This is a genomic window from Maribacter confluentis (assembly GCF_030505015.1).
GTDB lineage: Bacteria > Bacteroidota > Bacteroidia > Flavobacteriales > Flavobacteriaceae > Maribacter > Maribacter sedimenticola.
The window spans coordinates 1,433,433-1,458,325 of record NZ_JAUKUC010000001.1 but is presented as its reverse complement, the minus strand read 5'-3'; the positions used below and the strand labels follow the sequence as shown (position 1 = coordinate 1,458,325).

29 protein-coding genes are annotated in these 24,893 nt (G+C 32.5%); 1 reads left to right on the top strand and 28 read right to left on the bottom strand.

Features of this window, described 5'->3' with window-relative positions; genetic code table 11:
• Positions 1–79: 79 nt before the first annotated feature.
• Positions 80–214 (top strand): hypothetical protein, encoded by a 135-nt coding sequence (locus Q2T41_RS06355; RefSeq protein WP_261375001.1) that lies wholly within the window; start codon positions 80–82, stop codon positions 212–214.
• Between the two features lie 5 nt (positions 215–219).
• Here the strand turns inward: Q2T41_RS06355 and Q2T41_RS06350 are convergent, their stop codons facing one another.
• The 28 genes from Q2T41_RS06350 to Q2T41_RS06220 all read right to left on the bottom strand — a co-directional run bounded on the left by Q2T41_RS06350 (position 220) and on the right by Q2T41_RS06220 (position 24,835).
• On the bottom strand, positions 220–756 hold the full coding sequence (locus Q2T41_RS06350) for a DinB family protein (protein ID WP_304435389.1): 537 nt from the start codon (positions 754–756) through the stop codon (positions 220–222).
• Positions 757–870: 114 nt separating this feature from the next.
• Positions 871–1,188, bottom strand: coding sequence for a DUF3784 domain-containing protein (locus tag Q2T41_RS06345; RefSeq protein WP_304435388.1), 318 nt, complete (start codon positions 1,186–1,188; stop codon positions 871–873).
• Between the two features lie 151 nt (positions 1,189–1,339).
• Complete coding sequence (locus tag Q2T41_RS06340) at positions 1,340–3,091, bottom strand: DUF2326 domain-containing protein (RefSeq protein ID WP_304435387.1); 1,752 nt, start codon at positions 3,089–3,091, stop codon at positions 1,340–1,342.
• A complete protein-coding gene (locus Q2T41_RS06335) occupies positions 3,081–3,332 on the bottom strand; it encodes an ABC-three component system middle component 8 (protein ID WP_304435386.1) in 252 nt (83 codons plus the stop codon). Before Q2T41_RS06335 ends, Q2T41_RS06340 begins: the two co-directional genes overlap by 11 nt.
• A 3-nt stretch (positions 3,333–3,335) precedes the next feature.
• Positions 3,336–4,250: an ABC-three component system protein gene (locus tag Q2T41_RS06330; protein ID WP_304435385.1), complete on the bottom strand. Its 915-nt coding sequence runs from the start codon at positions 4,248–4,250 to the stop codon at positions 3,336–3,338.
• A gap of 129 nt (positions 4,251–4,379) precedes the next feature.
• Positions 4,380–5,192 carry an abortive infection family protein gene (locus Q2T41_RS06325; protein ID WP_304435384.1) on the bottom strand — a complete coding sequence of 271 codons (813 nt, stop codon included), beginning with the start codon at positions 5,190–5,192 and terminating at the stop codon, positions 4,380–4,382.
• Between the two features lie 364 nt (positions 5,193–5,556).
• Positions 5,557–6,393: a class D beta-lactamase gene (gene blaOXA / locus Q2T41_RS06320; protein ID WP_304435383.1), complete on the bottom strand. Its 837-nt coding sequence runs from the start codon at positions 6,391–6,393 to the stop codon at positions 5,557–5,559.
• Positions 6,394–6,544: 151 nt separating this feature from the next.
• Positions 6,545–7,039, bottom strand: a complete 495-nt coding sequence (locus tag Q2T41_RS06315) for a hypothetical protein (RefSeq protein WP_304435382.1) — start codon at positions 7,037–7,039, stop codon at positions 6,545–6,547.
• Between the two features lie 229 nt (positions 7,040–7,268).
• Positions 7,269–7,991, bottom strand: coding sequence for a hypothetical protein (locus Q2T41_RS06310; protein WP_304435381.1), 723 nt, complete (start codon positions 7,989–7,991; stop codon positions 7,269–7,271).
• Between the two features lie 230 nt (positions 7,992–8,221).
• On the bottom strand, positions 8,222–8,911 hold the full coding sequence (locus Q2T41_RS06305; RefSeq protein ID WP_304435380.1) for a hypothetical protein: 690 nt from the start codon (positions 8,909–8,911) through the stop codon (positions 8,222–8,224).
• A 195-nt stretch (positions 8,912–9,106) separates the two neighbouring features.
• Positions 9,107–10,042, bottom strand: a complete 936-nt coding sequence (locus Q2T41_RS06300; RefSeq protein WP_304435379.1) for a hypothetical protein — start codon at positions 10,040–10,042, stop codon at positions 9,107–9,109.
• A 269-nt stretch (positions 10,043–10,311) separates the two neighbouring features.
• Entirely contained in the window at positions 10,312–10,776 is a 465-nt protein-coding gene (locus tag Q2T41_RS06295) for a DUF1572 domain-containing protein (protein ID WP_304435378.1), read from the bottom strand.
• Between the two features lie 106 nt (positions 10,777–10,882).
• Entirely contained in the window at positions 10,883–11,299 is a 417-nt protein-coding gene (locus Q2T41_RS06290) for a DUF6326 family protein (RefSeq protein ID WP_304435377.1), read from the bottom strand.
• Between the two features lie 67 nt (positions 11,300–11,366).
• Positions 11,367–11,603 (bottom strand): hypothetical protein, encoded by a 237-nt coding sequence (locus tag Q2T41_RS06285; RefSeq protein WP_304435376.1) that lies wholly within the window; start codon positions 11,601–11,603, stop codon positions 11,367–11,369.
• A gap of 156 nt (positions 11,604–11,759) precedes the next feature.
• Entirely contained in the window at positions 11,760–13,262 is a 1,503-nt protein-coding gene (locus Q2T41_RS06280; RefSeq protein ID WP_304435375.1) for an FG-GAP repeat domain-containing protein, read from the bottom strand.
• Positions 13,263–13,727: 465 nt separating this feature from the next.
• Positions 13,728–14,798 carry a hypothetical protein gene (locus tag Q2T41_RS06275; protein ID WP_304435374.1) on the bottom strand — a complete coding sequence of 357 codons (1,071 nt, stop codon included), beginning with the start codon at positions 14,796–14,798 and terminating at the stop codon, positions 13,728–13,730.
• A 205-nt stretch (positions 14,799–15,003) separates the two neighbouring features.
• Positions 15,004–15,075, bottom strand: a complete 72-nt coding sequence (locus Q2T41_RS20715; RefSeq protein ID WP_367186905.1) for a GNAT family N-acetyltransferase — start codon at positions 15,073–15,075, stop codon at positions 15,004–15,006.
• A gap of 29 nt (positions 15,076–15,104) precedes the next feature.
• Positions 15,105–15,314, bottom strand: coding sequence for a hypothetical protein (locus Q2T41_RS06270; RefSeq protein ID WP_304435373.1), 210 nt, complete (start codon positions 15,312–15,314; stop codon positions 15,105–15,107).
• Positions 15,315–15,695: 381 nt separating this feature from the next.
• Positions 15,696–16,364: an imm11 family protein gene (locus Q2T41_RS06265; protein ID WP_304435372.1), complete on the bottom strand. Its 669-nt coding sequence runs from the start codon at positions 16,362–16,364 to the stop codon at positions 15,696–15,698.
• A gap of 251 nt (positions 16,365–16,615) precedes the next feature.
• Entirely contained in the window at positions 16,616–17,014 is a 399-nt protein-coding gene (locus tag Q2T41_RS06260; protein ID WP_304435371.1) for a hypothetical protein, read from the bottom strand.
• Between the two features lie 229 nt (positions 17,015–17,243).
• Positions 17,244–17,696: an HAD family hydrolase gene (locus Q2T41_RS06255; protein WP_304435370.1), complete on the bottom strand. Its 453-nt coding sequence runs from the start codon at positions 17,694–17,696 to the stop codon at positions 17,244–17,246.
• Between the two features lie 300 nt (positions 17,697–17,996).
• Positions 17,997–18,617, bottom strand: a complete 621-nt coding sequence (locus Q2T41_RS06250) for an SRPBCC family protein (protein ID WP_304435369.1) — start codon at positions 18,615–18,617, stop codon at positions 17,997–17,999.
• 548 nt (positions 18,618–19,165) lie between these two features.
• Positions 19,166–19,705 carry a hypothetical protein gene (locus Q2T41_RS06245; protein ID WP_304435368.1) on the bottom strand — a complete coding sequence of 180 codons (540 nt, stop codon included), beginning with the start codon at positions 19,703–19,705 and terminating at the stop codon, positions 19,166–19,168.
• Positions 19,706–19,887: 182 nt separating this feature from the next.
• A complete protein-coding gene (locus tag Q2T41_RS06240) occupies positions 19,888–20,331 on the bottom strand; it encodes a GNAT family N-acetyltransferase (RefSeq protein ID WP_304435367.1) in 444 nt (147 codons plus the stop codon).
• Between the two features lie 74 nt (positions 20,332–20,405).
• Positions 20,406–21,926 (bottom strand): serine hydrolase, encoded by a 1,521-nt coding sequence (locus tag Q2T41_RS06235; RefSeq protein ID WP_304435366.1) that lies wholly within the window; start codon positions 21,924–21,926, stop codon positions 20,406–20,408.
• 87 nt (positions 21,927–22,013) lie between these two features.
• Positions 22,014–22,691, bottom strand: a complete 678-nt coding sequence (locus Q2T41_RS06230; RefSeq protein WP_304435365.1) for a DUF6624 domain-containing protein — start codon at positions 22,689–22,691, stop codon at positions 22,014–22,016.
• Between the two features lie 226 nt (positions 22,692–22,917).
• Entirely contained in the window at positions 22,918–23,316 is a 399-nt protein-coding gene (locus Q2T41_RS06225; protein ID WP_304435364.1) for a hypothetical protein, read from the bottom strand.
• Positions 23,317–23,479: 163 nt separating this feature from the next.
• A complete protein-coding gene (locus Q2T41_RS06220; RefSeq protein WP_304435363.1) occupies positions 23,480–24,835 on the bottom strand; it encodes a hypothetical protein in 1,356 nt (451 codons plus the stop codon).
• Between the last annotated feature and the right edge of the window lie 58 nt (positions 24,836–24,893).

The following is a 24,893-nucleotide window of genomic DNA, read 5'->3' as shown; positions in this document are numbered from 1 at the left end:
AAACGGTTTCTTTTCCTGACAATGGTCATATCCTAGGTGGCCGGCCTGTGTTATTTTTAGACCCTTAAAAGTAGAATCTATGATGTTACAACAGCTACCCTTGGTCAATTGGAGCAACGGCGTGATCATGATCATTGTATTTGCAGGCGTTTGTATTGCCCTTGTGGGCATTGTGCTTATGCTCATGAACGGCGATAAGAAAAAGCAGGAATAGCTTTCTTATTGGTACAGCACATAACGGGGCGGCACCAGACCGTTCAACCGCATGGATACCAGCATTTGGGCCCTGTGGTGGGTAATGTGGTCCGCCAGGAGCATAACGATCTGCCGCTTGGTTCTCGTAAGTCCAAAATAGTCCAGCTGCTCTTCCAGTACCGTGGGGTCTACCTGCTGTAATAGGGTTATGGCCTCGGTAAAGGTCTGGTCCAAACGTGCCATCATCTGTGCCTTGGTCTTTTGGGCAGGTTTAAAAATAGTATCGGTTTGGTATATTCGTGCCTCCCTACCACCAATGAGCGACTGGCTATGCCAGTCCAGCGCAAAACCTATGTGCATAAAATGTTCCGAAAAGCTTAGGGACTCCTCGGTAGCCTTGTACCCATATTTTTCCTCTGGCATCATTTCCGCAATGAGCAACAGGTAGCTACGGGAGTTTTCCAAGCGCTCTATGGCATCTTTAAGAAACGGGTCCTGTTGCGCCCGTAGCGTACCATGGGCAAGAACCAAAAATAGAAGTAGCAATAGAGAATTTTTCATGACCGTATTTTTTTTGATGTGATGGGATATAGCTAAAGATAGCGGAATGTAGGGGGATGGGCAAGGAATGCTGCTGATTGGGGATTTGGGTATGTTTGGTTGGTTGTTTTGTTGCTAAGGTGTTTGCTGTTTTAAAAATTTACCACTTTTTCTATTGAAGTAGAGGTAGGCCAAAACAGGATATAGGGGAAGAAAAACCTGGAATATATTTTCGTTAAGAAGAAACAACAAATACCCTATGACTAAGTACGAGGCTCCTAAAATGATATGGAAATTTCTAAAAAATTGCAGGTATGATTTTATGGGGAATTGCTTCTTTTTTTCCTCGCTCATGGTATTGTACCCAGAAAGAACATATTGTGCATTACGCTCTGTTACGAGAAAACCGATGATTATGAATAAAATGCTTATACCTATTAGGAGATATATCATGGGGTTAGATGGTTTACGTGTTTGTATATGATTAGTGGCGTGTTTAAGCACTTAATTTAGTAAATAAAAACCTAATAGAAAATCCGCTAGGATTTTCGTAAGTAGGCGAGGACTAGCCATTAATCATATACGGTGTTGTGGTGTCGTTTTTTTAGAAACTATTCAAAAATAACTTTCCAGAGTTGTCTTTATCATTCAGTCTTAGACAAATATCTTTATCTTCAATTAAATCAGGCATATCTTTCGGTAAATCAGAATCTATTAAAGTGACTATATATTGTAAGTCATATTCTTCACAAAACTCTTTTATTAGTTTTATATATCTAATTTTAATTCTGTCATCCAAACCTTCTAAAACTCCATCGTGATAAACAAATTTGTAAAATGATTTATCAGAATAATTAACTAATAGCGATAAGTCAAATGCAACGCAAAGTAATTTTTTATAAGTTGTCCCTTGTGATTCAGAAGTTTTTAATAAATCAGTTTTGTTTTGATAATCAGCGTTAAATTCAACATTCCCTTGATTGTTTAACTTCAATGAAATCAGAGCATTTGTATCTAATATTTCTTTAATGATAGAGTTAAAAACTTTATTAATATTTGAGTGTTTTCTTTCAGTTAAAGATTTCTTTAATTCTGAAATTTTATCATTTATTATTTCTCGCTTATCTTTAATATCATTTTCTAAAATTAAAGTGCTGTCTATCGCTTTTAATTTATCTTTAATACGCTCAATTTCGACCTCAATACCAATTGTTTTTTTCTGATACTCTTTAAATTTAAAATAACTGTCTTTTTCAGTTAATAAAGATAATAAGTCACTTTTTTGTGATTCAATCTCTTTAATACTTTTGTTTAATATGGTATAATCAACTTTCAACAGACTTAAAGTTTCAGAAAGATACTCTTTGCGTTCTGTTGTTAAGGATTTTTGAAAATTAATTAAATCGTCATATTCCTTTTTTAATTGCTTAGGGTAATACAAGTTTACATCTTCAAATAGACTATTGATTTCTTTATCGTCAACATCATCATTTATTTCAGACAATGAAGATTCTATTTTGTTAATTTCATATGAAATTCGATACCTATCAGTATTGAATGCCTGAAGTTTTATATCTATTTCTTCAACAAGTTGCTTGTTTGTAAGAATATCTTCTTTAAAAAAATTGAATTTATCTATTTGGTTTTTAATCTCTGAAAGTTCAATTTTTTTTATTTCTAAAAGCCCTTCTAATCTGTCTTTTTCAGAAGTATCTATTTGTGCTTCTAACCTTAAAGTTTGTATTTTTTTCTTTAAGTCATCTATTTCCTCTTCAATTTCTAATTTTTCTAAAATTAGAGTTCCATTAAAACCAAGTAAATCAAAAACAAATGGTTTCCAATCTTTATGCTTGCCTTTAAATTTGTTTAATTTAAAAACATCTAAATAGTCTTGTTGACTTCTTAAAAAATAGGTTATTGATTTCCTGTAATCCCAATTTGGTAAAACATTAAAACCTAAGCATTTATTAAATTTTGCTTTCGCTTTTTTTAATGTTAATTCTTCATCCCAATCAATATCAAATTTGAAACTATCTAATTTAGCGTTGTTTAGTTTAAAAGATATTTTAGTAGCGGTATTTATAGAACGTTTAACGACTAAATACTTTCCGTTATTTAGTTTAAATTCTCCGTAAAAATCTTGACCAATAAAAAGATTATTACCTAATAATTTATCTGTATTCTTATTATAACTTGATAAGAGTAAAAAATCAATAACTCTAATTAGGGAAGTTTTACCTAAATTATGTGTGTCATCTTTCTTATCACTTTCTATGAACGCAACAACAGCATTGAATTTTTCATTAAATTCAATATTTTTGAAATTTTTATTAGAATATATTTTACTAATCTTCATTATTGTTGTTGATTAACGTAATCGCGTCAATGTTTTTCAAATATTCAATTTTGCCAATAGAAAATAAAAATGTTAAAGAATAATCGATATTGTTTTTTGCATTTATTCCAATTTCACTTACTAACATTTCTTTTAAATCTTCATACTTTATTAAGGTTTCCTTTTTTAGGAAGCCCAAAATTTTTCCTGCAATATAAATTACAGAATATTTAATGTTGGTATGTTTTGTTGGTGTTAGCATAATTTATTCATTAATTCCAATGTCACAGTTATAATACATATAGTGCAGAAATAATCGAACCAATCTACGTTTATTTTTTAACTCCGTATTATTTTCAACTATGAAGTCATATAAGAACTCTAATATCATTTCAAATTTTTCAAAATCAGTTCTGTGTACAATAATTTTTGCATTTATATCATCGATAGTATTTTCATACTTATCTAAATATTCTTTATTGATTGAGTCTGTTAGAAATGCCCTTATCTGTCCAAAATAGATTAGATTTTTTTTGATTACGTTGTCAAAATATTCTTTACTTAGTGCGTTTAATTTGTTCTTATTTTCAATATCACGATTTTCGGGAATTTTTGATAACTCTCCTTTTTTCTTGTCTAATTTGCTAAAAGAATTTACGATAAGTCTTAAATCATTTTCATCAAAATTTAGAGGTAAAAGTAGTTTGTTAAGATTTAATTTCTTTGCAATTGAAGGATGTGAAGTTATCCATAATTCAATTTGCTCTAAACCAATCACTCTATTCTCAATTCCAGTTTTTGTATCAAAAATGTCCTCAATTTTAGGATGTTGAACACCACTTAGTTTTCTGTTTGTAAAAAGTAAGTAATAATCTATTTCATTTTTCTTTTTTAATTTTTGGATAGCTGGAATAACACTTGTTTTTAGAATTGATTGAAAGTCACTTTCTGAACAACTTGCATTGTTTCTATTAGTGTGTTTTGCTTGAATAATAATTTTACCGCTCCAAGGTTTTGATTTGCTAGGAAAATTATTAGCTGTTCCTTTAAATTCAGCGTCCCTTCCGCCATCTTTACCATCAGAAAAAACGATAGTACCAGTTCCTAAAATCTCGCTACAAATTAATGCGACTAAGGTTTCAAATTCAGTATCTGTTAAGTTTTCTAATGGGTATTTCATATTGTTTGCAAAGGTATTAAATTATACCTTTTGGTTTGTTGAATCTCGATTTCTAAATGCACCACAACGGTTAGTACATGCGTCGTGCGACTTTAGGAGCATGATCGTCATGTACATTGTTGTACTGCGTTATTTTTTTTGATATTCTTTACTGTCTAATAAGAAGTCAACTAATGTCATGGTCGAATTCACCGCTAATCTGGCGTGATGTTTCATAGTTTTAAATTTATTGGCATGTCTATCGCCTGAATTATTGCTAAGTCCTGCCAAACCTCCTGTAATCGAATCTAGTCCGGAAAGAATTTGAATGATAGTTTGGGGAAATTTTTTTGGGTCAATGGTCAAGTTTAGAATTTTCTTTACTTGTTTATAAAGATTTTCAAGCTTTCCATCATTCTTGATTTCTTTTCCTTCATGCTGTTCAATTATTTCAATCATCACAGCTTCTGCCAAACTTCGAGCATTAGTAATTGCCCCATTAAAATCTCCTTGGTCAATTTTATAATGACATTTTGTTATTTGCTCTTGAATGAATTCATGATTAAGACCTTTAACAGTTTCAGGTTCAACGATTATTCCCTTTGAGTCATAGACTTTAAAAAAGTCACCAACTTTCTTCAATTCGAACCCGTCAAATCTTAAATAATCATTGATTGGTTTAATTATGTCATCAAGTTTTTCAAGGTCAGCACCTGCTTCCATTAAGTCTCTTGGGTCAACCGAGTTCTCTATTATCAATTTTAATTCTTGAGTGCCGTTGAATTGTCTCACTTTGTCTTCTGTATATCTCCATCTACTTGGAAAACCTTCACCATATTGGTCATCTGCTCCAAATTCAACGAAAAAGTCGACTAACTCTTGACCTGTTTTATAAGGCAGTATATGATTGTCCCCACAAAGGGTTTTTCCTAGAAATTTTATTGTTCGTTCAGTTACTTTCATTTGTTTGAGCAGTGCTTATTCTAATGCAGTACAACAAGTATATATAGTTACCGGTAATTATATATTGCCCTATCAAGAGATATAATCACCAATACCTATATAACTTTTATAAACTATTTCCACTAAAGTAGTAGGGGGGTAAACTTTGGTCGGTACTACAAGTATAAGAAGTTTCCCTTACAAAAACTTACGCTTTTCTGTAAAATTTTAGGAAATACACTTGTTTTTTTTACGGAGTGTGGTGTGGCGTTTAAGCTATGCTCCCCTTCATAGGTGATTATTCTTAGTTTGTCAAAAACGAAACTTTGAAGGTTTGTTATACTATTTTATACTTACGTTTAGGCATTGTTATCACCAGTATTTATTACAGAACATTCAATTTTCTAAGACCAAGAAGAGTTAAATCCAACCTTTTTTTAATAAAAGAATCAAAATCAAACTCATTTTTAGGCTCTAAATTTGTGGCAAATAGGTATGTGTTGTTTTTGAGTTCAACAAAACCAACAAACCAACCATTATATTCTCCGTTATTATTTGATAAACCAGATTTTCCACTAAGTATATATTGGTCAGTTTCTTCAATGAGCATAATATTCCTCATTATACGCTCAGTTCTTTTGGAAATAGGAAGTTCAAAATTGTAGAACCTTTTCAGGAATTCTATTTGTTGCTTTTGACTTATTCTTGATTCTCCTTCTAACCAAAATTTATCGATGTTGGTAGAGTCAATTTCTAGATTTCCATAATTAAGTTTGGATACATAATCGTTCATTCTTTTTGAACCAATTTTTCTTGCAACTTCTTGGTAACAATGAACGCAGGAAAATTGAAAAGCATCTCTAAGAATTAGGTCTTGTTCCCAATTTTTCAACCATTTTTTTTCCCCATCCCATTTAAATATGACACTATCATTTTCAATCACACCAGTTTCAAGTCCGATAATTGAATTTGCGATTTTGAATGTAGATGCTGGTAAATTTCCGTTGTTTGCCCATTCAAAGTCATTTGAATAATAAATGTCTTTGTTTAAATCGTAAATCAATATTGAACCTTTAACATCAGAAGAATCAATAATTGATTGAAATTCTGGTTTTATAATGTGCTTATTTACCGCTTGCTCTTTATTTAGAGTATTGGTTCCTTTGTTTTCTTTGCAAGAAATAAAGAGAATTAAAAATACTGCTATAGATGTTATTCTCATTTTTTATATTAGCGCTAACGGTTTTGGCTATAAGTAGTTGCGTGGGTTATCACTTATTTTTGCAAGTATACACCAAGTTGGAAATTCTGCAGGAATTTCCAAAGTAGGCGAGAACAAGCAATTACTTATAATCATTGTAGGCTGTCTGGCTTTATTTACGTTTACCTATAAATTCAGTTTCAAGAAATTTTTGTGTCCATTCTCCATTTTCATAAACTCCTACAATGAAGTCGTATGTTTTTTCATCTTTATAAATCCACATTTCCGTAACAAATGTTCCTCCGTAATCATACATGTATTTCAAGTTTTTTTCTTCGCTCTCCACAATTCCTTCTGTTAGATTGCCAAAAACATCAAACTCCCAAAACCTTATTTTTTTTAATTTTTCGTCATATTGTCTAATTCCGTGATTTCTTAAACCGAATTCAGTTTGTTCTTTATTCGTGAATCCCAAGGATTCAACTATAACTATTTTGTTGTCTAATGAAAATTTCAAACTTATCTCTTGTTTGAATTTGCTTCCATCTCCCCATGTTCCTTCTGCTTTCCAAGTGTAATTTTCCAATGATTTAAATATTGTCAAAGAATTATCTTGTGCCATTAATACAACTGGCATAAGAAAAAGTAGAATGATTAAATTTTTCATAAGGTTCTTTTAATTGTTTCAGCTTGTAGACAACGTTTAGGCTTTGATTAGTGCGACGCAGAAATCCTACGGCTTTCCAGCTATGCGCTAAGCAAAAGCTTTTGGTTTTGTTTTTTCTTTTTTTTCCAAAGCGATATCCCAAAGATTGTGCGACTTTATAAATATACACAGACCTTTGGGTTTTACCCTAAAGTCCGCATTACGTTTAGGTTGTGTCAGCACCAGTTATTTACAGGAAATACTGTGAAATAAAACTTGCCATTTTCCCATTAGCAGGGTAATAATAAAGTTCAATTATCATTTTTGATTTGTTAGGTATTGCTTTATCTTTTCCTGCCGATACAAGGATTTTGCTTTTTACACATTCCATTAAACTCAATGCTAATTCTTCATTTTCAAATTCTTTTAAAGCTAAAACCTTTTGAATAGAGAGGTCTTCGTTTACTGTCAATTCTAACAATGAGAAACGTTCTGTTTTTTCATCAAAACCCCTAATGTTCTGTATACAGTCGTCGATAAAATGAGGCTTCAAATCAAACTCATTGATTGGCTTTATTTTGTGTTCTCTTAAATACTCAAGTACCTCAATTTTTGATTTGACTTTATCCAAGTAACTAGCATTTAATTTATCCAACTCTGCTTTAGAATATTTTCTGGAATGTAATTCTGAATCCCATTTTTTACTCATCGTTTCTGACCCAGAACAATAACCAAAAGATAACTTTCCGCCTTTTTCTTGATAAGCAAATATTAACCACGTTGTGTTTATAGGTGTATAAAATCCACAACTGCTGTTCAAACGACTATGTAATTTAAGTGAGTCAACTTTTGGGCCTTTGAATAATTCTAGTATTTCTATTTGAATGTTATGAATATCTTCATTTTCAGAATCTTTGTTTACGCTAAGAATTTTTGCAGTAGCAATAAAATCAGCTTTTGCAGTTAAATCCATGAGAGAAGGTCGCATACACACGCAAGCAAATAAGCTATTTGTCAAGAGTACAATGAAAAGTGTAAGTAGCTTTTTCATAATTGGAGCTAACGCATATGTATAAGATTAGTTGCGTGATTTAGCACCTAAATTAGCAAATAAAAACTGAATAGAAAATCCGCGAGGATTTTTGTCGGTAAGCGAGAACTAGCCATTAATTATACATGTTGTTGCCACACGTTTTTATACCGCTAATCTTTGTCAAATCCTTTAAATTCCATTCTTTTCATTGTCGGACAATTATTTACAATTATATCAAATTCCGTCACTTTATCGTTTGGTGTAACGTACTGTTTACTTACAACCTTATCAAAACTATATGTCAATTCATAAACGTTTTTAAATTCAGTCGGTTTTATTGTTAATTCTGCTTTTTCAGATTTAGTTTTCTGCGGAATAGTATTTAATTCTAAAGCGATTTCGTTTTCTCTCAATTTTTTCAATTCAGATATTAAGTCAGCATCTGCTTCAAGTTGATGAAAGAAAAGAACAGAATTTTCATTGATTTGGTATGATGGCGTATTTCCGTCACAAGGTTTGTAAATCACGAATTCGTTATTCAACTTTTTTAAACTAATCCAATGTCTTGGAAATCCCTTTAAGTATACTTTTTTGAGTTTGTGTTTTTTTGAAATTTCTTTCTTGTAAAAAGAAATTTCATCATTAACCATTTGATTCGGTTTCCATTTAATTAACTTTTCGTAAATCTCCGAATTTCGTGTTGTGTCGATAAAAAGTTGATGTTTTGTTAAGTCAAGACTTTTGGGATTATTTCTTTCCAAAATTGTGTCTAAATCAATTTTCCACGCAGGAATTTCAGTCGGTTTATTTTCCGCCTGTTTTGGTTCTTTTTTCTGTTTGCAAGAAATCAGAATTCCCAATATTAATGTTATGAATATAGCTTTTTTCAAATTTCACACAACGGCTCCGTATATGAACAGTAGCGCTGAAAATAAGCGATTTCTTTTCGGACTAACACAAGCCGAATTTTAAAATTTTACTATTTATCTTTTTTTGGAAATCGTCAAATTTAAAAATTTGGCGACTTTCTAAAAAACGCCTAAACCATAGTGTTATCAATGATTTACGCTATTTTTTATATACATTGTTAGGGGCAGTTTTTCTGCGTAATCTTTCGGTAATTCCACATTATATACCTTTTCCATATATGCTAATGGTGGAAGTCCTATGGATTTTCGCAAACTATCAACTTTATCTATGCTTTGAATAGGAAATTGGTCATAATTATTCCAGTACGTTCCGTAGATTTGAACACCATCTTCACTAAACATTGATTTTTCATCATCGAAACTAGCCCAATAACTCTTTCTCAATTCGCCTTTCTCAATTTTTTTATTAATCAAAGGTCTAAAATAATTCCAAACGTAATTACTATCTCGATGAATTCCTCTATGGTGCCATAATAATATCCATTGTTTATCAAACCAACCATATTCTTTGTTTATTTCAATTAGTCTTTTAATATTTAAACTATCAATTCTTTGCATTTCTTCAACGCTACTTCCATCAGTTCTAACTTTCTGGTCCCTTTGCGCTAAAAGCTTAATTTCGTTATATATCTTTGGATGTTTAAGGTTATTTACAAAGTCGGATTTATACTTTGAATAATGAGTTTTTATTTCTGCAAAAAGTTGTTTTTCTCGGAACGGATTAAATTCATCAAAACTGTCGAAATAATTTTCTGATGCATCTGTTTTTTTGATTGCGGTAATAATTAATTCTTTTGCAATTTTATCCTTTTTTAGGTTTAAAGCAGAAGCTGCAGCATAAAAGTAATCTGACACATTTTCATCAGATTTAATTTCAAATGCGTCTTGAAAATTTGATAATGAATTCACATAGTCCTTATCCTTAAAATGAAGCATTCCACTCCAAATTAATTCATCATATTTTTCTAAATCAGATTTGATTTGGGTTTTTGTTCCGCTTTCTTTCTTTTGATTGGAACACCCAATAATAAATATCATCAAAAATGGTAAAATTATTCTCATAAGTTTTTTTTCAAATTGCCCCTAACAAGTATATATACTTACCAGTAACTATATATTGCTCTATCAAGGTATATAATCACCAGTGCCTACTTAATTTTTATAAACTATTTCCAATCAAGTAGTTGGGGTATACTTTGGTCGGTACTACAAGTATAATAAGTTTCCCTTACAAAAAACTACGCTTTTCTGTATAATTGTAGAAAATGCACGGGTTGTTAAGTTACGGAGTTTGGTGGGGCGTTTAGGCTACGCTCCGCTTTATATAGTTTTTATTGAATCCGTTTTTTAATGAGTATGATTTGTCCGAGATGATAATATGAGTGTTCAATCATAGCGTCAATATTCCGGCAATAAGTCCCATATTGTTTATCTATAAAGTCCGACAATAGTTTTTCTTCTGACATGTTTTCAACAAGTTCAATAAATTCATCTGCGTCAAGACAAAACTTACGCACTAAATTCTGCCAATCTTGTTCAGATTTTATGGGTGGGTAATCAAAACTATATTTGTCTCGTATATCAAGTGATCCGCCTTTTAGCACTTTTTTCACGCCAGCTATATAATAATCTATATGAAAGGTCAAATCAGCAATAGTGTTATAGTCATCTATTTTTTGAGTTGCTTGTTTCCAATCAAGGTCAATGATTTGTTCTTTGAAATTTGTACCTAAAACCCATTTTCCTTCAGTAAAAATTTCCTTTAGTCGGTTAGCTAAGTATTCGTTTAGATTCATTTTATCTTAACAACTTTATTTTTTTGGCGGGTTTCTTAAATTGCTTTCAACCAATAGTGCATGATGCGTAGCTTTCCAATGGGCGGCTATGGTTTCGTGAACATTATTAGTTGCTGGTATATTTATTTTCTTTCGGCCATTTAAGTGCATTCCAAACAATTAGAACTGTCAATAACGCTTCTGTTAAAGCTAGAAAGACATAAAAACTATACCAAGGGGTCAAACTTCCAAATGCAATGAGTACCATCATAATCGTAAAAATTGTTCCAAAAACAACGTTAAGCCACTTATTCGGTTTGGGTTTTAAAACTATTGAAGCAACAACCATTAATGGAGGGATGACCATAATCAAAGAGGCTATAAATAGTGACATTGGGGAATTTAAAACATGATCACCACTAATCAAGTTTTCAACCTTACCGGGGGTATATAACTCAAAATAATCTCCGTACAAGTAACAAAATGTTGCAGCGATCCAAAGAGCCGCAAGTTTAATTTTTATGTTGACCTCAAAGTCTTTCATCTTAAATAACTTTTTTGTGACTGTAGGACGTTTTAATATATAAAATGTTACAACTTGGTGTTTTTGGTCATTTTTTATCAATAATTAAAAAGGGATAATAAATTCCGTTTGCTTTGTCTTTAATCGTATTGGCTATATAATTATCGAATTCCAATTCAGTATTCATAGTCATGCCCATAAATTCCCAAATCTCGTCTACGAAGATTATCTTTTTTAGTTCCTCATTCCTTTCATTTTCAAAAGGGAGTAATAAAACCCTATCGTCTTCTAATCGGAATTTGGTATTTAAAATATTGAAGTTCATTATTTTTTTGAGTTTGTTGCCAACGGTTTTAAATACGTTCAGTTGCAGATTTTATTCCTTTATTTATCGGTTAGGCACCCTACCTTTGTTTTTATGTTTATACGCTCGTTTTATGACGTTTGCCCCAAAGTTATACGGCCAATTTAGCAAGTAGTTTTAATTAAACTTTCCATTGCCATCTCCAAACCATTTAAGATTATCCAGATGGTCATTTTCAAGGTAAATATCTGAATTACCGTCATTATTTAAATCTTGAATATGCACCCAAATGAACCAATTGGTTCCTGTGTTGTTGGAGATAGAAGTAGTTGTACAATCAGAAAATTTATGCTCTCCTTCATTCTCAACAACCTGTATATAATAGTTTTGGTAAAAGTTATTGGAATCAACTCTGTTTAAGATTAAATCCTTATCACCATCATTATCTAAATCTATAGCATCAATATCTACAACAATATTATAACCGCTTACTTGCGGAATTGTACTACTTAAATCCCCATAATATTTACCAGAACTATTACCCCACAAAATAATGGAATTTGCTCCTTGGTGTTCATGACCGGCCAATAATAGATCAATGAACCCATCTTTGTCAATATCAATGAATTCTGAAGTATAATATTTTGTGTTATGATGAAACTCTTCATCAATAAATTCAGTTGTACTTGAAAAGTTTCCAGAACCATCATTCATTAAAAATAAGGACTCTTCTATGCTTGGAACTCCATTAATAAATATATCCAAATCTCCATCATTGTCAAAATCTGCAGAAGAGCCACCATGAAAGAAACCTGATATATTGTTTAGCTTTTGATAGTTAAAACCATTTCCATTATTTAAAAGTAGAATAGGTGATTCCCCTGGGTAAGGATAAGCATCATATCCATGTCCAATGATAAAAGCGTCCATAAGATTATCTCCATTATAATCTCCGGTCAATATTTTTCTGGGATGCTGCAGCCCTTCATAACCACTTGGTAGTGCATTTGGCATTTCTGTAAAACTAGAACATGAAAATCCGGAACAGGAACCCCCACATTCGCAATAGTCAGTATTAAATCCTGTACCGTCTCCCAGATATAATTTAATTGGGGAATAGTCAAAACTTTGGAATAGTCCACTTGAAATTAGCACATCAATATTTCCGTCATTATTAAAATCTGAATATGCTTTTAAATGAAACCTATCAAAATCTTGGGTTAACTGTGCTCCGTCCACATACACATTAGAACTTTGTAGTGAATATGAACTGCCATTTTCAATGTTACTATTAGGGCTTATTCCTAATCCCTCATCTTTGGTCAAGTTTAAAGAATAGTTTTGATTACTTCCGTCCTCTGCGGTGACAATAATATTAAAAGGGCCCTCGGCTATATTAAAGGATTGATTAATGGTTAGATTGATTGTTGCATTTTGTGATATTTGAAATGATTTCAGGAATACCTGTTCCGCAGGAAAAGGAAATGCTGAATTATTGGTTACAGTAGAATTGGATATGGTCGTGGAGTAGTCTACATCATTATACGCTAATACAAGATTCAGCAATTCCTTATTTGCTGAGCGAGTTTCTTCTGGTGGTTGTGTTGTCTCATTTTCACTACATGAAAAAAACGGTAATAGCAGTGAAAATACAATACTATGTATTATTAGATTTTTCATAATGGTCGTGGTCTTTAAATTACTTGCAACAATTGTATATAAATACCAGTAACTATATCCATCGATATTAAAGTGAATAATCACCAGAACCTATAATTATTTTCGCTTAAGTAGTTGGGGGAGAGTATTTTATCTGTATTGCAAGTATAAGATTTTTCCCTTACAAAAACTTATACTTTTCTATAAAATTGTAGAAAATGCACAGGTTGTTTTGTTGCGGAGTGTGGTTGTGCATTTTTTGGCTACGCTCCTTTTATAGGATGCTTTTCTTAGTTTATCAGAAGCTAAATTCAGAACGTTCATTTCATTATTTGGTAGGTAACTGTCTCGACGATGAGTAGTTGCGAGGGTTGGCACTTAAGATTGCAAGTACATACCAAACTGAAAATGGGTGAGGGCTTTTAGGGGTAGGAGAGCACAAGCAACTACATATAGTCATTATTGTAAAACATAATTTTATGATTCTTAATCATCTAACAACATTGCCAGTCCTTCTTTTAGAAGTAGTTCAAAATATTTTCCGTGTTTAATTTTGACGCTTACTACTTCAGCATTTTTAGATTTGAGGAATGCTATTTCCTTTTCTGTTAGTTTACCAACGCTTTGGTCAATTTCACTGTAAATGTAGATGACATTTGAGAGGTCGGTGTCTTTTAATAATTCGGTATATTTTTCATCTCTGCTCAATGCTGAAGCTATTTTTCGCATATTTACCGTGTAAATATTGTCAGACTTTTCACCTATTATGGGTGTTACAGCATCTTCTTCAAACGTTGCTTTTAATCCTTTTGAATAAGCATTACTTACCTCCTGTGTCATATCCAATCTGCCAACCATAAGTAAATAACCATCTGCGGTATTTTTATAATCAACTATGGATTTTAAGCCCACAAATGAACCATAAGAACCACCCACAACGTAAACTTTTTTATTTTGCGATTTAAAGAAACCTATAAGGTCATTGAGTGTTTTGGCCGTTTTAGCATTATACATTTTTGCCTGATCCCAAGATATTTCTTGCTTTTCCGTTTCCTCTGGGTAAAGTGTTTGTGATTCACGCATATTGATCAAGAAATAATTGTTTTCATCAATTCCACCTTGAACGTTAAATGTAAATTCAAACACATACGTTTTAAGATCATTTTCAGGACCACCATCTATGTTTATGATTACCGTGTCACTCTCAGGGTTTCCAAATGAATAACCTGACTTCGCTAATGATTCAGGAATATTTTCATATACAATTCTTATGTCTTCATTTTTAAGCGTGCTTTTAACGACCAACGCTTTATATTCTCCATTCTCATTAACAAACATGCGTGGTATTAATTTTTGGTCCATTATTAGTGGCAACACTTCTTTAAAGGCTACTTGTGTTCCATCCTCATAATAAACTGGTTCAAAATCTGCAGGTGGTTCTTTTTTTACCAGTTCTTGCATGGGTAGTAATGTTAAACCATCAGAAATAAATGTGTATTCTTGACCTTGTGCTAAAATGCTTGTCAACAAACTTGCAATTAGGATTAATTTTTTCATTGTCTTGGTCTTTATGTTTGATTATGTTTTGTACATGTTGTTAATAGCTAGCTTACTTTCATTTGTCCAAGTCCTTAGATTTTTCAAGAAAAATAAGTTCTAGTTTATCCATTGTTTACGAAATTTGGTATATCCAAGTCTATTATATAAAAATATGTTCCTAACACTTTTGTGTCCAGTGAATAATTCGTATCGATTTGCATTCTCAAACCCATTTTATAATCTGATTCATTAATAGTTTGCCTAATCCTTTATTTCGAAAATCCTTGTCAACAATTTAACTGCAAATTTTAAAAGTGTTAGATTCTAAAAACCTCTAACCGAACCTACTATTTTTACATCACATTCAACTTTTAAGATTTTTTCGTTTACATAATCAAGTTCAATCGATTCTAAGTTTTGAGTCAACTGAGGAATTGAATAATCATTATATAGTTCCGCTTCTTCTACATAGCAAGATTTTTGTAATTCTAATATTGCTTTGAGGGCTTTTTTTTCAGCTATAGATATGTTCATTTTTTTGCTTGCTACCAAGAAGTATATACAGTTACCGGTAATTATATATTGCCCTGTAGAGATATATAATCACCAATACCAATATCCAATTTATAAAAACTAATTCCGCTTAAGTAGTTGGGGGAGAGTACTTTATCTGTATTGCAAGTATAGGTATTTTCTTTTACAAAAACCTGAGTTTTTGTATAAACTGCTGAAATTCACTGATTGTTTTGTTGCGGAGTGTTGCGGGGCGTTTAAGTTACGCTACCTTTTATTTGAAGTTTTGCTTAGTTTGTCAAAAAACGACATTCAGAAGGTTTGTTTAAATATTTGATATGTAGCGGTTTGTATATGATAAGTTGTGGGTTTTTCCAACGAAAAATGTCCGCCCGCAATTAATTATACACCGTGTTTCCTGCTGGTTTTTAATATTTCCATTTCGAACTTCTGTTTATCAGTAAGTTTGATGTCGTAAAGTGAAATTGACAATGAAAAGTCAGTTGTTTTTTTAAGTGATAAATTTTTTATTTTTTCCTTTTTTATTAAATCGGCTACTTTTTGGGAGCAGAACCTAAACATTGTTGATTCCCCATTTTCATCTGTTTTACACATAAATAGGTCCGTTCCGTCCCAATAATTGTCCTTAAAATAAAATCCTTTTGCATGCGGTTCGGTCGTAATTCCAATTTTGTCCATTACGATAGAGCTCTGAGAGTAATCTTGATATCCACATCTTCCAGTTATTATTAGTCCATAATATTTTTGGTCGATAAGCTCATTCTTTTTTGAGTAGATTTTAACGGTATAAGTTTGCCAACCCGTAATTCCGTTTGATTTAAATAATTCAATTACTCTATCACTTACGATAAGTGGAAACGCATTAGTTGTCCAAATAACATCATAAAGAGTTTTTCCGCCCATTGAATGTTTGACAAAAACTATTTCAGACACTTTATTTTCTCCGCGAGAAATTTCAGGTTCTGCCAAATCGTACTTGTCAATTTCTCCTCTAAATGGCCGACTGGAATGTGTTTCCCCAATCAGATATATTTTATCGTAGTTCAGCATTTTTTTAGCTTGCAGGTAACGGTTGGGCTAAGCGTAGTGCGGAGGTAAGGAAACTTTTCGTTTCCGCCTACGCACGAAGCTAAAGCTTTTGGTTTTGCTTTTTCTTTTTTTTCTAAAGTTAATTTAAATATTTCGCGAATGCGTAATTTTCAATTTAGCGACTTTATAAACATCACAAACCTTTCGGTTTTACCCTAAAGTCCGGATTGCGTTTCGGTTTTGTTGTGTGTAGTTTTTTAATTTCAGATTTGTCAACAACCACAAAGTCCATAAACGTTATAAATCTGTTTGTTTTCTTTTTTATCAACTAGAATCAGTTCCGCATTATATGATGTACTCTCATACCCTTCGTCAATCTGTATTTTATTTTGAATGTAAGCAGTAAAATACGCATTGCTGTAGTTATTTCCATTTGGTTTGAGAAAAACAATTTTGTTGTCAATTGAGATTAAACAATTGTCTCCAAAGTCATCAAAGTATATATATTTTCCCGATTCAAATTCTTCTTTAGTTTTTGAAAAAAGGCACGAACATCCATATAAATACTCTGGTATTTCAGATAATTCAAATGCAGTACTATTAATTTTCCCTTTTGGATCATTACAACTCAAAGCAAATAAAAACGTCAGAATTAAAGAGAAATATTTCATAGAATTTTTAATTCAGTTGGTGGCGTTCTTAAATTACGTTTGGAGCTATGAACAGTACAGTGGCAAACTGGCGTTTACTTTCCACCACTCACATAGCGAATTTTTTTTCTTTGTTTCACTATAAAACAAAATTCAAAAGATTTTGCGGACATCATAAAAATACACAAACCTAATGATTAAGCCCGTGGACCGTATTGTTTATAGGTTGGGTTGTAGCACGTTTTTTTATTTATACAATCTCAATTAAGTTTATAAAACTATCTATTACATAGTTAGGTTTTTGTTTTTCTAATTTTTCCCTTGTGTTGTTACCATACGTTACTCCGCACGTATCTACATAAGCCCTTTGTCCCATTTCATTGTCAAAGATTGTATCACCAACAACTAAGCATTCATTCAATTGGTAGTTGTATTTATCGATTATGAGATTTACAATGTCAGGTGCTGGTTTTTTGTTTTTTGCATCCTCTTCTCCACCTACCAATGAGAATATATCATAGATGTTTTGCTTTTTAAGAATCTTAATTAATGCAGCTTTACCTTTACTTGATGCAACGGTTAAATTTATTCCTTTAGAATGAAAATCCAACAAGGTTTCTTTTACACCATCAAAAAGAGAAATTGTATCGATTACAATTTCATTATAATGTTCACGATAAATCAAAGTCGCCTCCTCAATCAATTTTTCGTCAAGTGAAAAGGCTTTTTCGAAGGTAGTTTACAATGGTAACCCTATCAAACTTTCTATTATATTTTCATCAACGTTTTGGAGGTTAAAACTATGGGCAACAAATTTCATAGTTTATATAATGCTTTCTTTTGTGTCGGCTAATGTGCCATCAAAATCTAGAATAAGAGTTTTATATTTCATTCTGGTTTACATTCTTTTCAAATGCCTAACAACGGTCAGTATATAAAGCGTAGCCTGTCGATAGGCGGCTATGATTTTATACTTTGTTGTATGTCGTGCTTTACTTCCTATTCAATTATTAATTCTTCGCTCTACTTCGGCTTTAAGTTCTCTATTAAAAATCAAATATTGTGGAAGTACAAATCTCGCTAAATCGATATTGCTTATGTTAGGGTTAAATCCTCTAAATTCATCTGACTGAATAAATTTCGTGCGGAATTTTCCATTTTCCTGAACTTCATATAAATGTCTATCAATAACTCCAGGCAATACGGCAATTGTATCTGACCAACCATAATATTTATTTTCAGAATAGATAAGTTTATGTGGGATTACCTGATCTTGCCCATCTACTTTGTAAATTATATTGACCTCTTGTTCATCCTCCATCGTAATTCCATCAATTTTTTGAAGTGTAGAACTCCAATTGGACATATTCTCAAAGTCTGTCAATACCTCCCAAACTTCACTTGTAGTCGCATCAATTGTTATTGATGTGAATAAAGAATAATGATTCTCATCGATTTCCTTTATTGATACTTCTTCGATAGGTTCGATTGTTGTATTAGAGGTACTTTCAGTTTTGACTTTACTACCACACCCTATAAATATAAAGGATAGAATTACTGTAAATGACAAACTCTGAAGAAGGGTAATTCTCTTTATATTTAAATATGATATCTCACAATTCATTTTACTGATGATTTTAAATGTTAAACTAATATTTGTTGACTTATTGTCTTTTCCTGCATGACATACAACAAGAATATATAGTTACCGGTAATTATATATTGCTATATCAAGATATATAATCACCAATACCTATTTATTTTTTTATAAACTATTCCCACTAAAGTAGTTGGGGTATACTTTGGTCGGTATTGCAAGTATAAGAAGTTTTCCTTACAAAAATTTATGCCTTTCTATAAAAATTAGGAAATACATAGGATGTTTTGTTGCAGGGTGTTGTGGGGCGTTTAAGCTATGCTCCCTTTTATTTGAAGTTTTGCTTAGTTTGTCAAAAGCGAAATTATGAAGGTTTGTTTTAGTATTTGAAATGTAGCGGTCTTGGATATGACATGTAGTATATAAAAAACGCTGAATTTTAGGATTATGCACGAGCAAAATTTATAAATTTGGTGGTCTTATATAAGCACACCAACCTCCGGTATAGTCAGTAATAGCTATGTTTTATTTATGGAAGTGTATTACTTTTTTTTATTACGATAAATAATCTTAATTCACAAAGTGTAGAATTCTTCCAATATTTTTGACTTCCAATTTTCATTTTCTTTGTATTGAAGTATTGTTCCGCCCCAAACCTCATTTGGTCTAATCATAATTTTTTTAATCATTGTACTAATGTGAGGGAAAGTAATCTGTTCTATTGCTTCGTTAAGGGTTAGCCATTTTATTTCTTCAATTCCATTAGGTTTCTTTACTATTCCTTCTTTACTTTTCGCTGTATAAACATTTCGAATTGATGTTGATTTTTCTCCATTAAGCGCTCTCTTCAATATAAAAACGCCATTCAATTTAATGTTCTCTAAAGTAATTCCGTATGTTGAGGCAATACTATCCAGGCCTTTTTTAATTGATAGTTCCTTAGTTTGGTAAATTCCTGGAGTTACCCAAAAATCGGCATTTTCTATTTTGACCACCATCAATTCATTTTCAGAGTTTACTATTATAAGTCTATGAAATATTGGAATATCTTTTTCAATTTGAGCATGAACTGTTTGACATAAAATAAAAATTATTAAGGTGGCAATTTTTTTCATAATTCTATCCTTTTTTGTGGCACAACGGGACTCATATAACCATCAGTTTCAGGTTTTATTAGCGAATATTTTCAGGTTAACCACTGACATTTGCAATTCCAAGTAGATTCTAGCCTGCCCTGAGCGAAGTCCAAGAGTAGTAGAAGCCAGCGGTAATTGCAGTAATACTTTGTTTCCAGTAGTTATTCTTTTAACTCCATATGTAAAGTAGGATAAGGTTTTCCGGAAGAATCCAATTCAGAGCGTCTAATAGTTTCAAACCCAAAATGCTTATAAAATCCTACAGCTTGTTCATTCTGTTCGTTTACATCAACTTTTTTTACACCCATTTGTTGAATTGAATAATCCAACAACTTTTTTCCTATTCCTTTTCCCCTAAAGTCAGGATGAATAAATAGCATTTCCAAATTTTTGTCCGCCACTCCAAGAAAACCAACTATGTTCTTTTCATTATTTCTTACGCATCTTAGTTCAACAGCATCCAAATAGGTATTTAAAATCAGAGGTTTAAAATATTCAATATCTTCCTCTTTTAGAAAGTGGTGAGTCGCTCTAACGGAAGACTCCCAAACACGTACCACTTGTTGGTATTCAGATTTATGTATGGTATCTATTTCCTGTATCATTTTTAATTACGGCCAAAGATCTTGTGTAACTGCTGTGACGACCTAATGGAGCACAATATTACACAATGGTATACTCAGTTTTTATTTTTCAAAATGTTCAATTCCCCAAAATCTACATCAAGTAGATTTTCTTGGTCAATGGAGAATCCTAGTATTTCTCGTTTTGCATTAAAGTTGAACGTCAAAAATCCGTCAGGAATTCTAATATCGTCCCAATCTATTTTAAACGTATCAAAATGCCAATGCTCCAGTTTACCTTTGAATACTGCGGAATGAGAAAATGTAATTTCTAATCCGCCACCCTCGGTATCATCTATTAAAATGTCACCATACATGCGGTCGCTATATTTTCCTGCATATTGTTGAATGCTTAATGAAGGTTTTGTCTTGGGCGTTTTGGCAATGGTCAATGGGCTTTCTTTATGCTCTTTTAGGTTGGCGTCTCTCCAATCCTTTATCCTGGAATATAGGTCATACGACTTGTCATCAAGGAGCTTTTCTAAAATTTTTGCAGTTAATAAAAATGTGGCCGGCTCTTCCGCTTCATTGGTAAGTATTACAAACCCTAAATTCATATCCTTTATCATCACAAGATTTGCTGCCATTCCATCAATACCACCACTATGTTCAATTATTTTATGGCCATTTTTTGGTGTTAACCACCAGCCAAATCCATACGATGTAAACTCATTGTTAAAGGGAGGCCCCATAATAGGATATATAATTTGAGGCTTAAAAATTTCATCAATTATTGCGGGACTAACAATAGTGTCATTATCTATGACTCCATTATTTAGCAGCATTCTCATGTAATTGGACATATCGTTAGACGATGAATAAATAAAGCCACCAGGAGCAAGATTGTCCCCTTTTTCCTGTTCAATGGCCACTTTTTCATAATCCTCGTTCCAAATATGTGGCTGGGCCAGATTACTGTTAGCTTCTCTTTCTGCGGATAGGGATGTGGTATTATCCATTTTAAGTGGATCAAAAACCCGGGTTTTCACGAAATTATCCCATGACATTCCAGAAACTGTTTTCACGATTTCTGAAGCAACTACATACATTACATTTTGGTAGGCCGGCTTTTCCCGAAAACCAGATATGGGTTCTAAATATTTTAGGCGCTTTATGATTTCTTCCCTTGTATAATCCGAGTGATACCAAAGCGTACCTCCACTAACATCTTTAAGCCCGCTTCTATGGGTGAGTACATCTCTAATCGTAAAATTGTCCGTTACATACGGAGCGTATAGTTCAAAATACGGGAGATACGTTTTGACCTTATCATCCCAATCAATTTTCCCTTCATCTACCAAAATTCCCAAGGTTAAAGCTGTAAAGGATTTGGAAATAGAACCTATTCCAAAAATGGTATTTTCATTTACTTTCTCGTCTTTGTGTAGTTCTAAGTTTCCGTAACCTTTGGAAAATAGTAGTGAATCGTTCCGTACAACACCAATAGAAAGACCTGGTATGTCAAAGTCTTTTATAAGTTGGTGAATTTGTGCATCAAGTGAATCTAATTGTATTTGTTGGGCGGATGTATTGGCGTAGAGCATTAACCCCATTACGGTTGAGAAGAATAGTTTCATTTTCATTTTTTTAGTGGTGTTTGATGGTTGGTAAATAAAGCGTAGCGAGGAACTAGCTATGATTTTAAAGGTATTGTTGGCATTTCGTTATTTTTTCTTGTCACGTTCTCTTTTAAACTCTTCCGTGCGTTTAATTTGCTCTTCAAGATTCCATTCAAAATCAAATCTATTCTTTAGAAAGATATGGATTGAATCCAGTCCGATAGCCGTTCTTCTCTTATCTATATTTTCTGGCTCAAAAACAGGCCACAAGTTAAAGCTCTTGGTCTCTGGGTAGTACTTCATTTGTCCGCCATAAATTTGTAGATCTCCGCTTTCGGTGGCTATTCTGTCCTCTGCCCTAACTAAAAACCGAGGTTCTAACTTTTTCTCTTTTACGGCCTTCCTCATCATGGGTAGATAGTGTATTCTGACCTTGTTATCAGAATGTTGTATCACATTGCATATGGTCCAATTTCCTTGCTCACCTGCTATTTCTTTCGAAGGCCATCCATAGGTGTCTAGAATATCCTTTACTTTTCTTTCATTAATAATATGGTTCTTTTCATAGATTTCTTGCTGTTCCTTAACTAGTTTAGATTCGGCACCATAAATTTTCATAAGGGAATCCCTTAGTGTAATTGGTCGCTGCTCAGCATTCCATATCGTGTCAAGAACTGCTATTAAATTTCCTTGACCCTCCAATGGGGTTGAGGTTTTTGCCGATTTGGTTTTATTGGAGCAACTAATTACGAATAACAGACCGATTACTAAAATAGATTTCATTCTTTACTAATGTTAGTTTATAGTGTTGCCTTACTACATGCAACGACTTGGTTAAGCGTAGTGCGGAGGCAAGGAGACCTTTCGTTTCCGCCAGCCTGCCGGCAGGTAGGTTTGCTTTTTTAATCAAAGCTAAAACCCTAAGATTCAACGACATTATAAATATACACAGACCTTTTGGTTTTGCCCTAAAGTCCGCATTATGTTTAGCTCTTGTAAAATGTATTTTTTAGATGTTGTGAATCCGGCCTTTTAGTTTTTTCCGATTGAAGGAGCTCACTCTTACTTGGTCTTGTTTTTTTATAATTCCGTATGCAACTACTGGGACAAGTAAAAATCCTCCAACTATGAAAATTACATAATGATTCCGACTTCCTGTAAATATGGGGCTTACAAATAGGAACATAAGCGGTGTGCCAATGAAGAAAATAAGTCCGGCACCAATTGTCGCTAAATGTGATGCTTTTGCGTTAAGTTCGTCCACGTGAAAATCCGTTGCCCGTCCGCAATTTTTACAAGTCAGTTTCTTGTTCTCACCGTCTTGCATCGCAAACTCCACTCGCGTATTTGCATTTGTTGAATATCCGAGTTCATTTTTACATTTAGGACATTTTACATAAACTTTCATTTATTAGAAGTGGTCTTTTGATATTTTTTACACGTTGTTAGTTTACATTATTTACACCGTATTTGTATATGGTTAGTTGCGTGGTTTAAAATAAAATAGAAAATATTCAATAACTTTAAAGAATTGGACTAGGGCTTTTCAGAGGTTTTGTGGTCTGCAGACTTTATGCACCATTTAATAAACCATATTCAAGTGCAAAAACGGAAATACCTCGTAATTCATAGGTTAGTGATTTTCCTTCTTGCCGTCGCAACAATAGATTTTGGTCAGCTAATTTTACCAAAAAGCTATTTGTGAATTTTTGCATTGTTTTTACACCATATTCTTTAAAATGCACAAAATCTTTTGGTCTGACAGTATTCATTTCACCAATCTTCTTTAACACTTTTTTTTCATCATGCGATAAATGATATCCGTTAAATTCATCGACTATAATATTTTTAAGACAAGTATTAGCAAATGAATCACTTATTTGATTATTCACTAAGTGTTCTCCCATAAATTTATCAAATACCTTTTCATTTAATCTAAGTCCTTTTTCAAGTATTAACTTTCTTATTGTACCTATAAAATTGATGCAAGTTGCATGGCAGTATTTAAATACAAATCGAATTTCACCGTTTGATGACTCAAACAACTTTAAATATGTCTCCTTAGTTATTGGCGAGGAACCACCACTTGCTGTGTGAAATCTATCCACTCTGATATCTACGGCCTTTATTAAATCTATAACGTCAATAGGTTTTAGCTCTAAACTTCCTGATAATCTTTGAAATACTTTTGGTGTAGTTGACTGTATTAAGCTAGATAACCCGCTTTGCCCTATCAATACCCACCATATATTTGGTATTGTAAATAATGTATCACGAAAAGTTGTCAAACAATCATTTAAATCGTCAACGTGTAAATTCTCCATATTATCAAAAACGATTATACTTCCCTCTAATTTTAATTCGGATTTGACTTCATTGGCAATGGTACCTATAATCTCGACCAAAGTTTCATATGTGGTTTCATTTATTGAAGGTAAGTGTAACTCTCTTCCTCCATTTAATCCATTTCCAAGAACGGAAAAGCCTAGGTTAAGTGTTGCTGGTTTATTTTGATGTACCCAAGCATCAACTTTTTTAGTTTCGGATGGTACATCACTCTGTGTTATTGCACAATATTCTTTTATAGATTTACAATAGGTTTGAATGCATCTTACAGCAATATGCTTTGGTTCATCAGATGGCTGTATTGGACATAAAACTCTTGAAGCAAGCAACCTAGGTCCAAAATCTGCTTGACCGCTTTCTAATAGAAATTGCTGTACATTTAAAAAACTTGTTTTTCCTACACCTGGAACACCTGAAATAATAAAAATTCCTTGGCTGTCAGATTCAATCGAAGTCAAAAAATCTATTTGTTCAGTATCTCGCCCTAATAATAAGTCTACATCATCTTTTGTGACATTTAAAGGTTTTGTGTCATACGGACTTTCTCTAAATCCTAACTTTTTCCACATTTGATTTGACATACTTTGTTGTTTTTGTTTGTTGTTTTTAATGTATGTAACTTGCGGGTAACGGTCTCGG

Excerpts from the sequence above, each read along its gene's own strand:
- Q2T41_RS06245 (WP_304435368.1), bottom strand. The coding sequence starts at position 19,705 with ATGAAAAAAATTGCCACCTTAATAATTTTTATTTTATGTCAAACAGTT.
- Q2T41_RS06260 (WP_304435371.1), bottom strand. The coding sequence starts at position 17,014 with ATGAAATATTTCTCTTTAATTCTGACGTTTTTATTTGCTTTGAGTTGT.
- Q2T41_RS06240 (WP_304435367.1), bottom strand. The coding sequence starts at position 20,331 with ATGATACAGGAAATAGATACCATACATAAATCTGAATACCAACAAGTG.
- Q2T41_RS06355 (WP_261375001.1), top strand. The coding sequence starts at position 80 with ATGATGTTACAACAGCTACCCTTGGTCAATTGGAGCAACGGCGTGATC.
- Q2T41_RS06330 (WP_304435385.1), bottom strand. The coding sequence starts at position 4,250 with ATGAAATACCCATTAGAAAACTTAACAGATACTGAATTTGAAACCTTA.
- Q2T41_RS06310 (WP_304435381.1), bottom strand. The coding sequence starts at position 7,991 with ATGGATTTAACTGCAAAAGCTGATTTTATTGCTACTGCAAAAATTCTT.
- Q2T41_RS06315 (WP_304435382.1), bottom strand. The coding sequence starts at position 7,039 with ATGAAAAATTTAATCATTCTACTTTTTCTTATGCCAGTTGTATTAATG.
- blaOXA (WP_304435383.1), bottom strand. The coding sequence starts at position 6,393 with ATGAGAATAACATCTATAGCAGTATTTTTAATTCTCTTTATTTCTTGC.
- Q2T41_RS06335 (WP_304435386.1), bottom strand. The coding sequence starts at position 3,332 with ATGCTAACACCAACAAAACATACCAACATTAAATATTCTGTAATTTAT.
- Q2T41_RS06300 (WP_304435379.1), bottom strand. The coding sequence starts at position 10,042 with ATGAGAATAATTTTACCATTTTTGATGATATTTATTATTGGGTGTTCC.
- Q2T41_RS06270 (WP_304435373.1), bottom strand. The coding sequence starts at position 15,314 with ATGAACATATCTATAGCTGAAAAAAAAGCCCTCAAAGCAATATTAGAA.
- Q2T41_RS06350 (WP_304435389.1), bottom strand. The coding sequence starts at position 756 with ATGAAAAATTCTCTATTGCTACTTCTATTTTTGGTTCTTGCCCATGGT.
- Q2T41_RS06290 (WP_304435377.1), bottom strand. The coding sequence starts at position 11,299 with ATGAAAGACTTTGAGGTCAACATAAAAATTAAACTTGCGGCTCTTTGG.
- Q2T41_RS06275 (WP_304435374.1), bottom strand. The coding sequence starts at position 14,798 with ATGAAAAAATTAATCCTAATTGCAAGTTTGTTGACAAGCATTTTAGCA.
- Q2T41_RS06325 (WP_304435384.1), bottom strand. The coding sequence starts at position 5,192 with ATGAAAGTAACTGAACGAACAATAAAATTTCTAGGAAAAACCCTTTGT.
- Q2T41_RS06280 (WP_304435375.1), bottom strand. The coding sequence starts at position 13,262 with ATGAAAAATCTAATAATACATAGTATTGTATTTTCACTGCTATTACCG.
- Q2T41_RS06225 (WP_304435364.1), bottom strand. The coding sequence starts at position 23,316 with ATGAAAGTTTATGTAAAATGTCCTAAATGTAAAAATGAACTCGGATAT.
- Q2T41_RS06265 (WP_304435372.1), bottom strand. The coding sequence starts at position 16,364 with ATGCTGAACTACGATAAAATATATCTGATTGGGGAAACACATTCCAGT.
- Q2T41_RS06230 (WP_304435365.1), bottom strand. The coding sequence starts at position 22,691 with ATGAAATCTATTTTAGTAATCGGTCTGTTATTCGTAATTAGTTGCTCC.
- Q2T41_RS06340 (WP_304435387.1), bottom strand. The coding sequence starts at position 3,091 with ATGAAGATTAGTAAAATATATTCTAATAAAAATTTCAAAAATATTGAA.
- Q2T41_RS06250 (WP_304435369.1), bottom strand. The coding sequence starts at position 18,617 with ATGAATTGTGAGATATCATATTTAAATATAAAGAGAATTACCCTTCTT.
- Q2T41_RS06285 (WP_304435376.1), bottom strand. The coding sequence starts at position 11,603 with ATGAACTTCAATATTTTAAATACCAAATTCCGATTAGAAGACGATAGG.
- Q2T41_RS06235 (WP_304435366.1), bottom strand. The coding sequence starts at position 21,926 with ATGAAACTATTCTTCTCAACCGTAATGGGGTTAATGCTCTACGCCAAT.
- Q2T41_RS06220 (WP_304435363.1), bottom strand. The coding sequence starts at position 24,835 with ATGTCAAATCAAATGTGGAAAAAGTTAGGATTTAGAGAAAGTCCGTAT.
- Q2T41_RS06295 (WP_304435378.1), bottom strand. The coding sequence starts at position 10,776 with ATGAATCTAAACGAATACTTAGCTAACCGACTAAAGGAAATTTTTACT.
- Q2T41_RS06345 (WP_304435388.1), bottom strand. The coding sequence starts at position 1,188 with ATGATATATCTCCTAATAGGTATAAGCATTTTATTCATAATCATCGGT.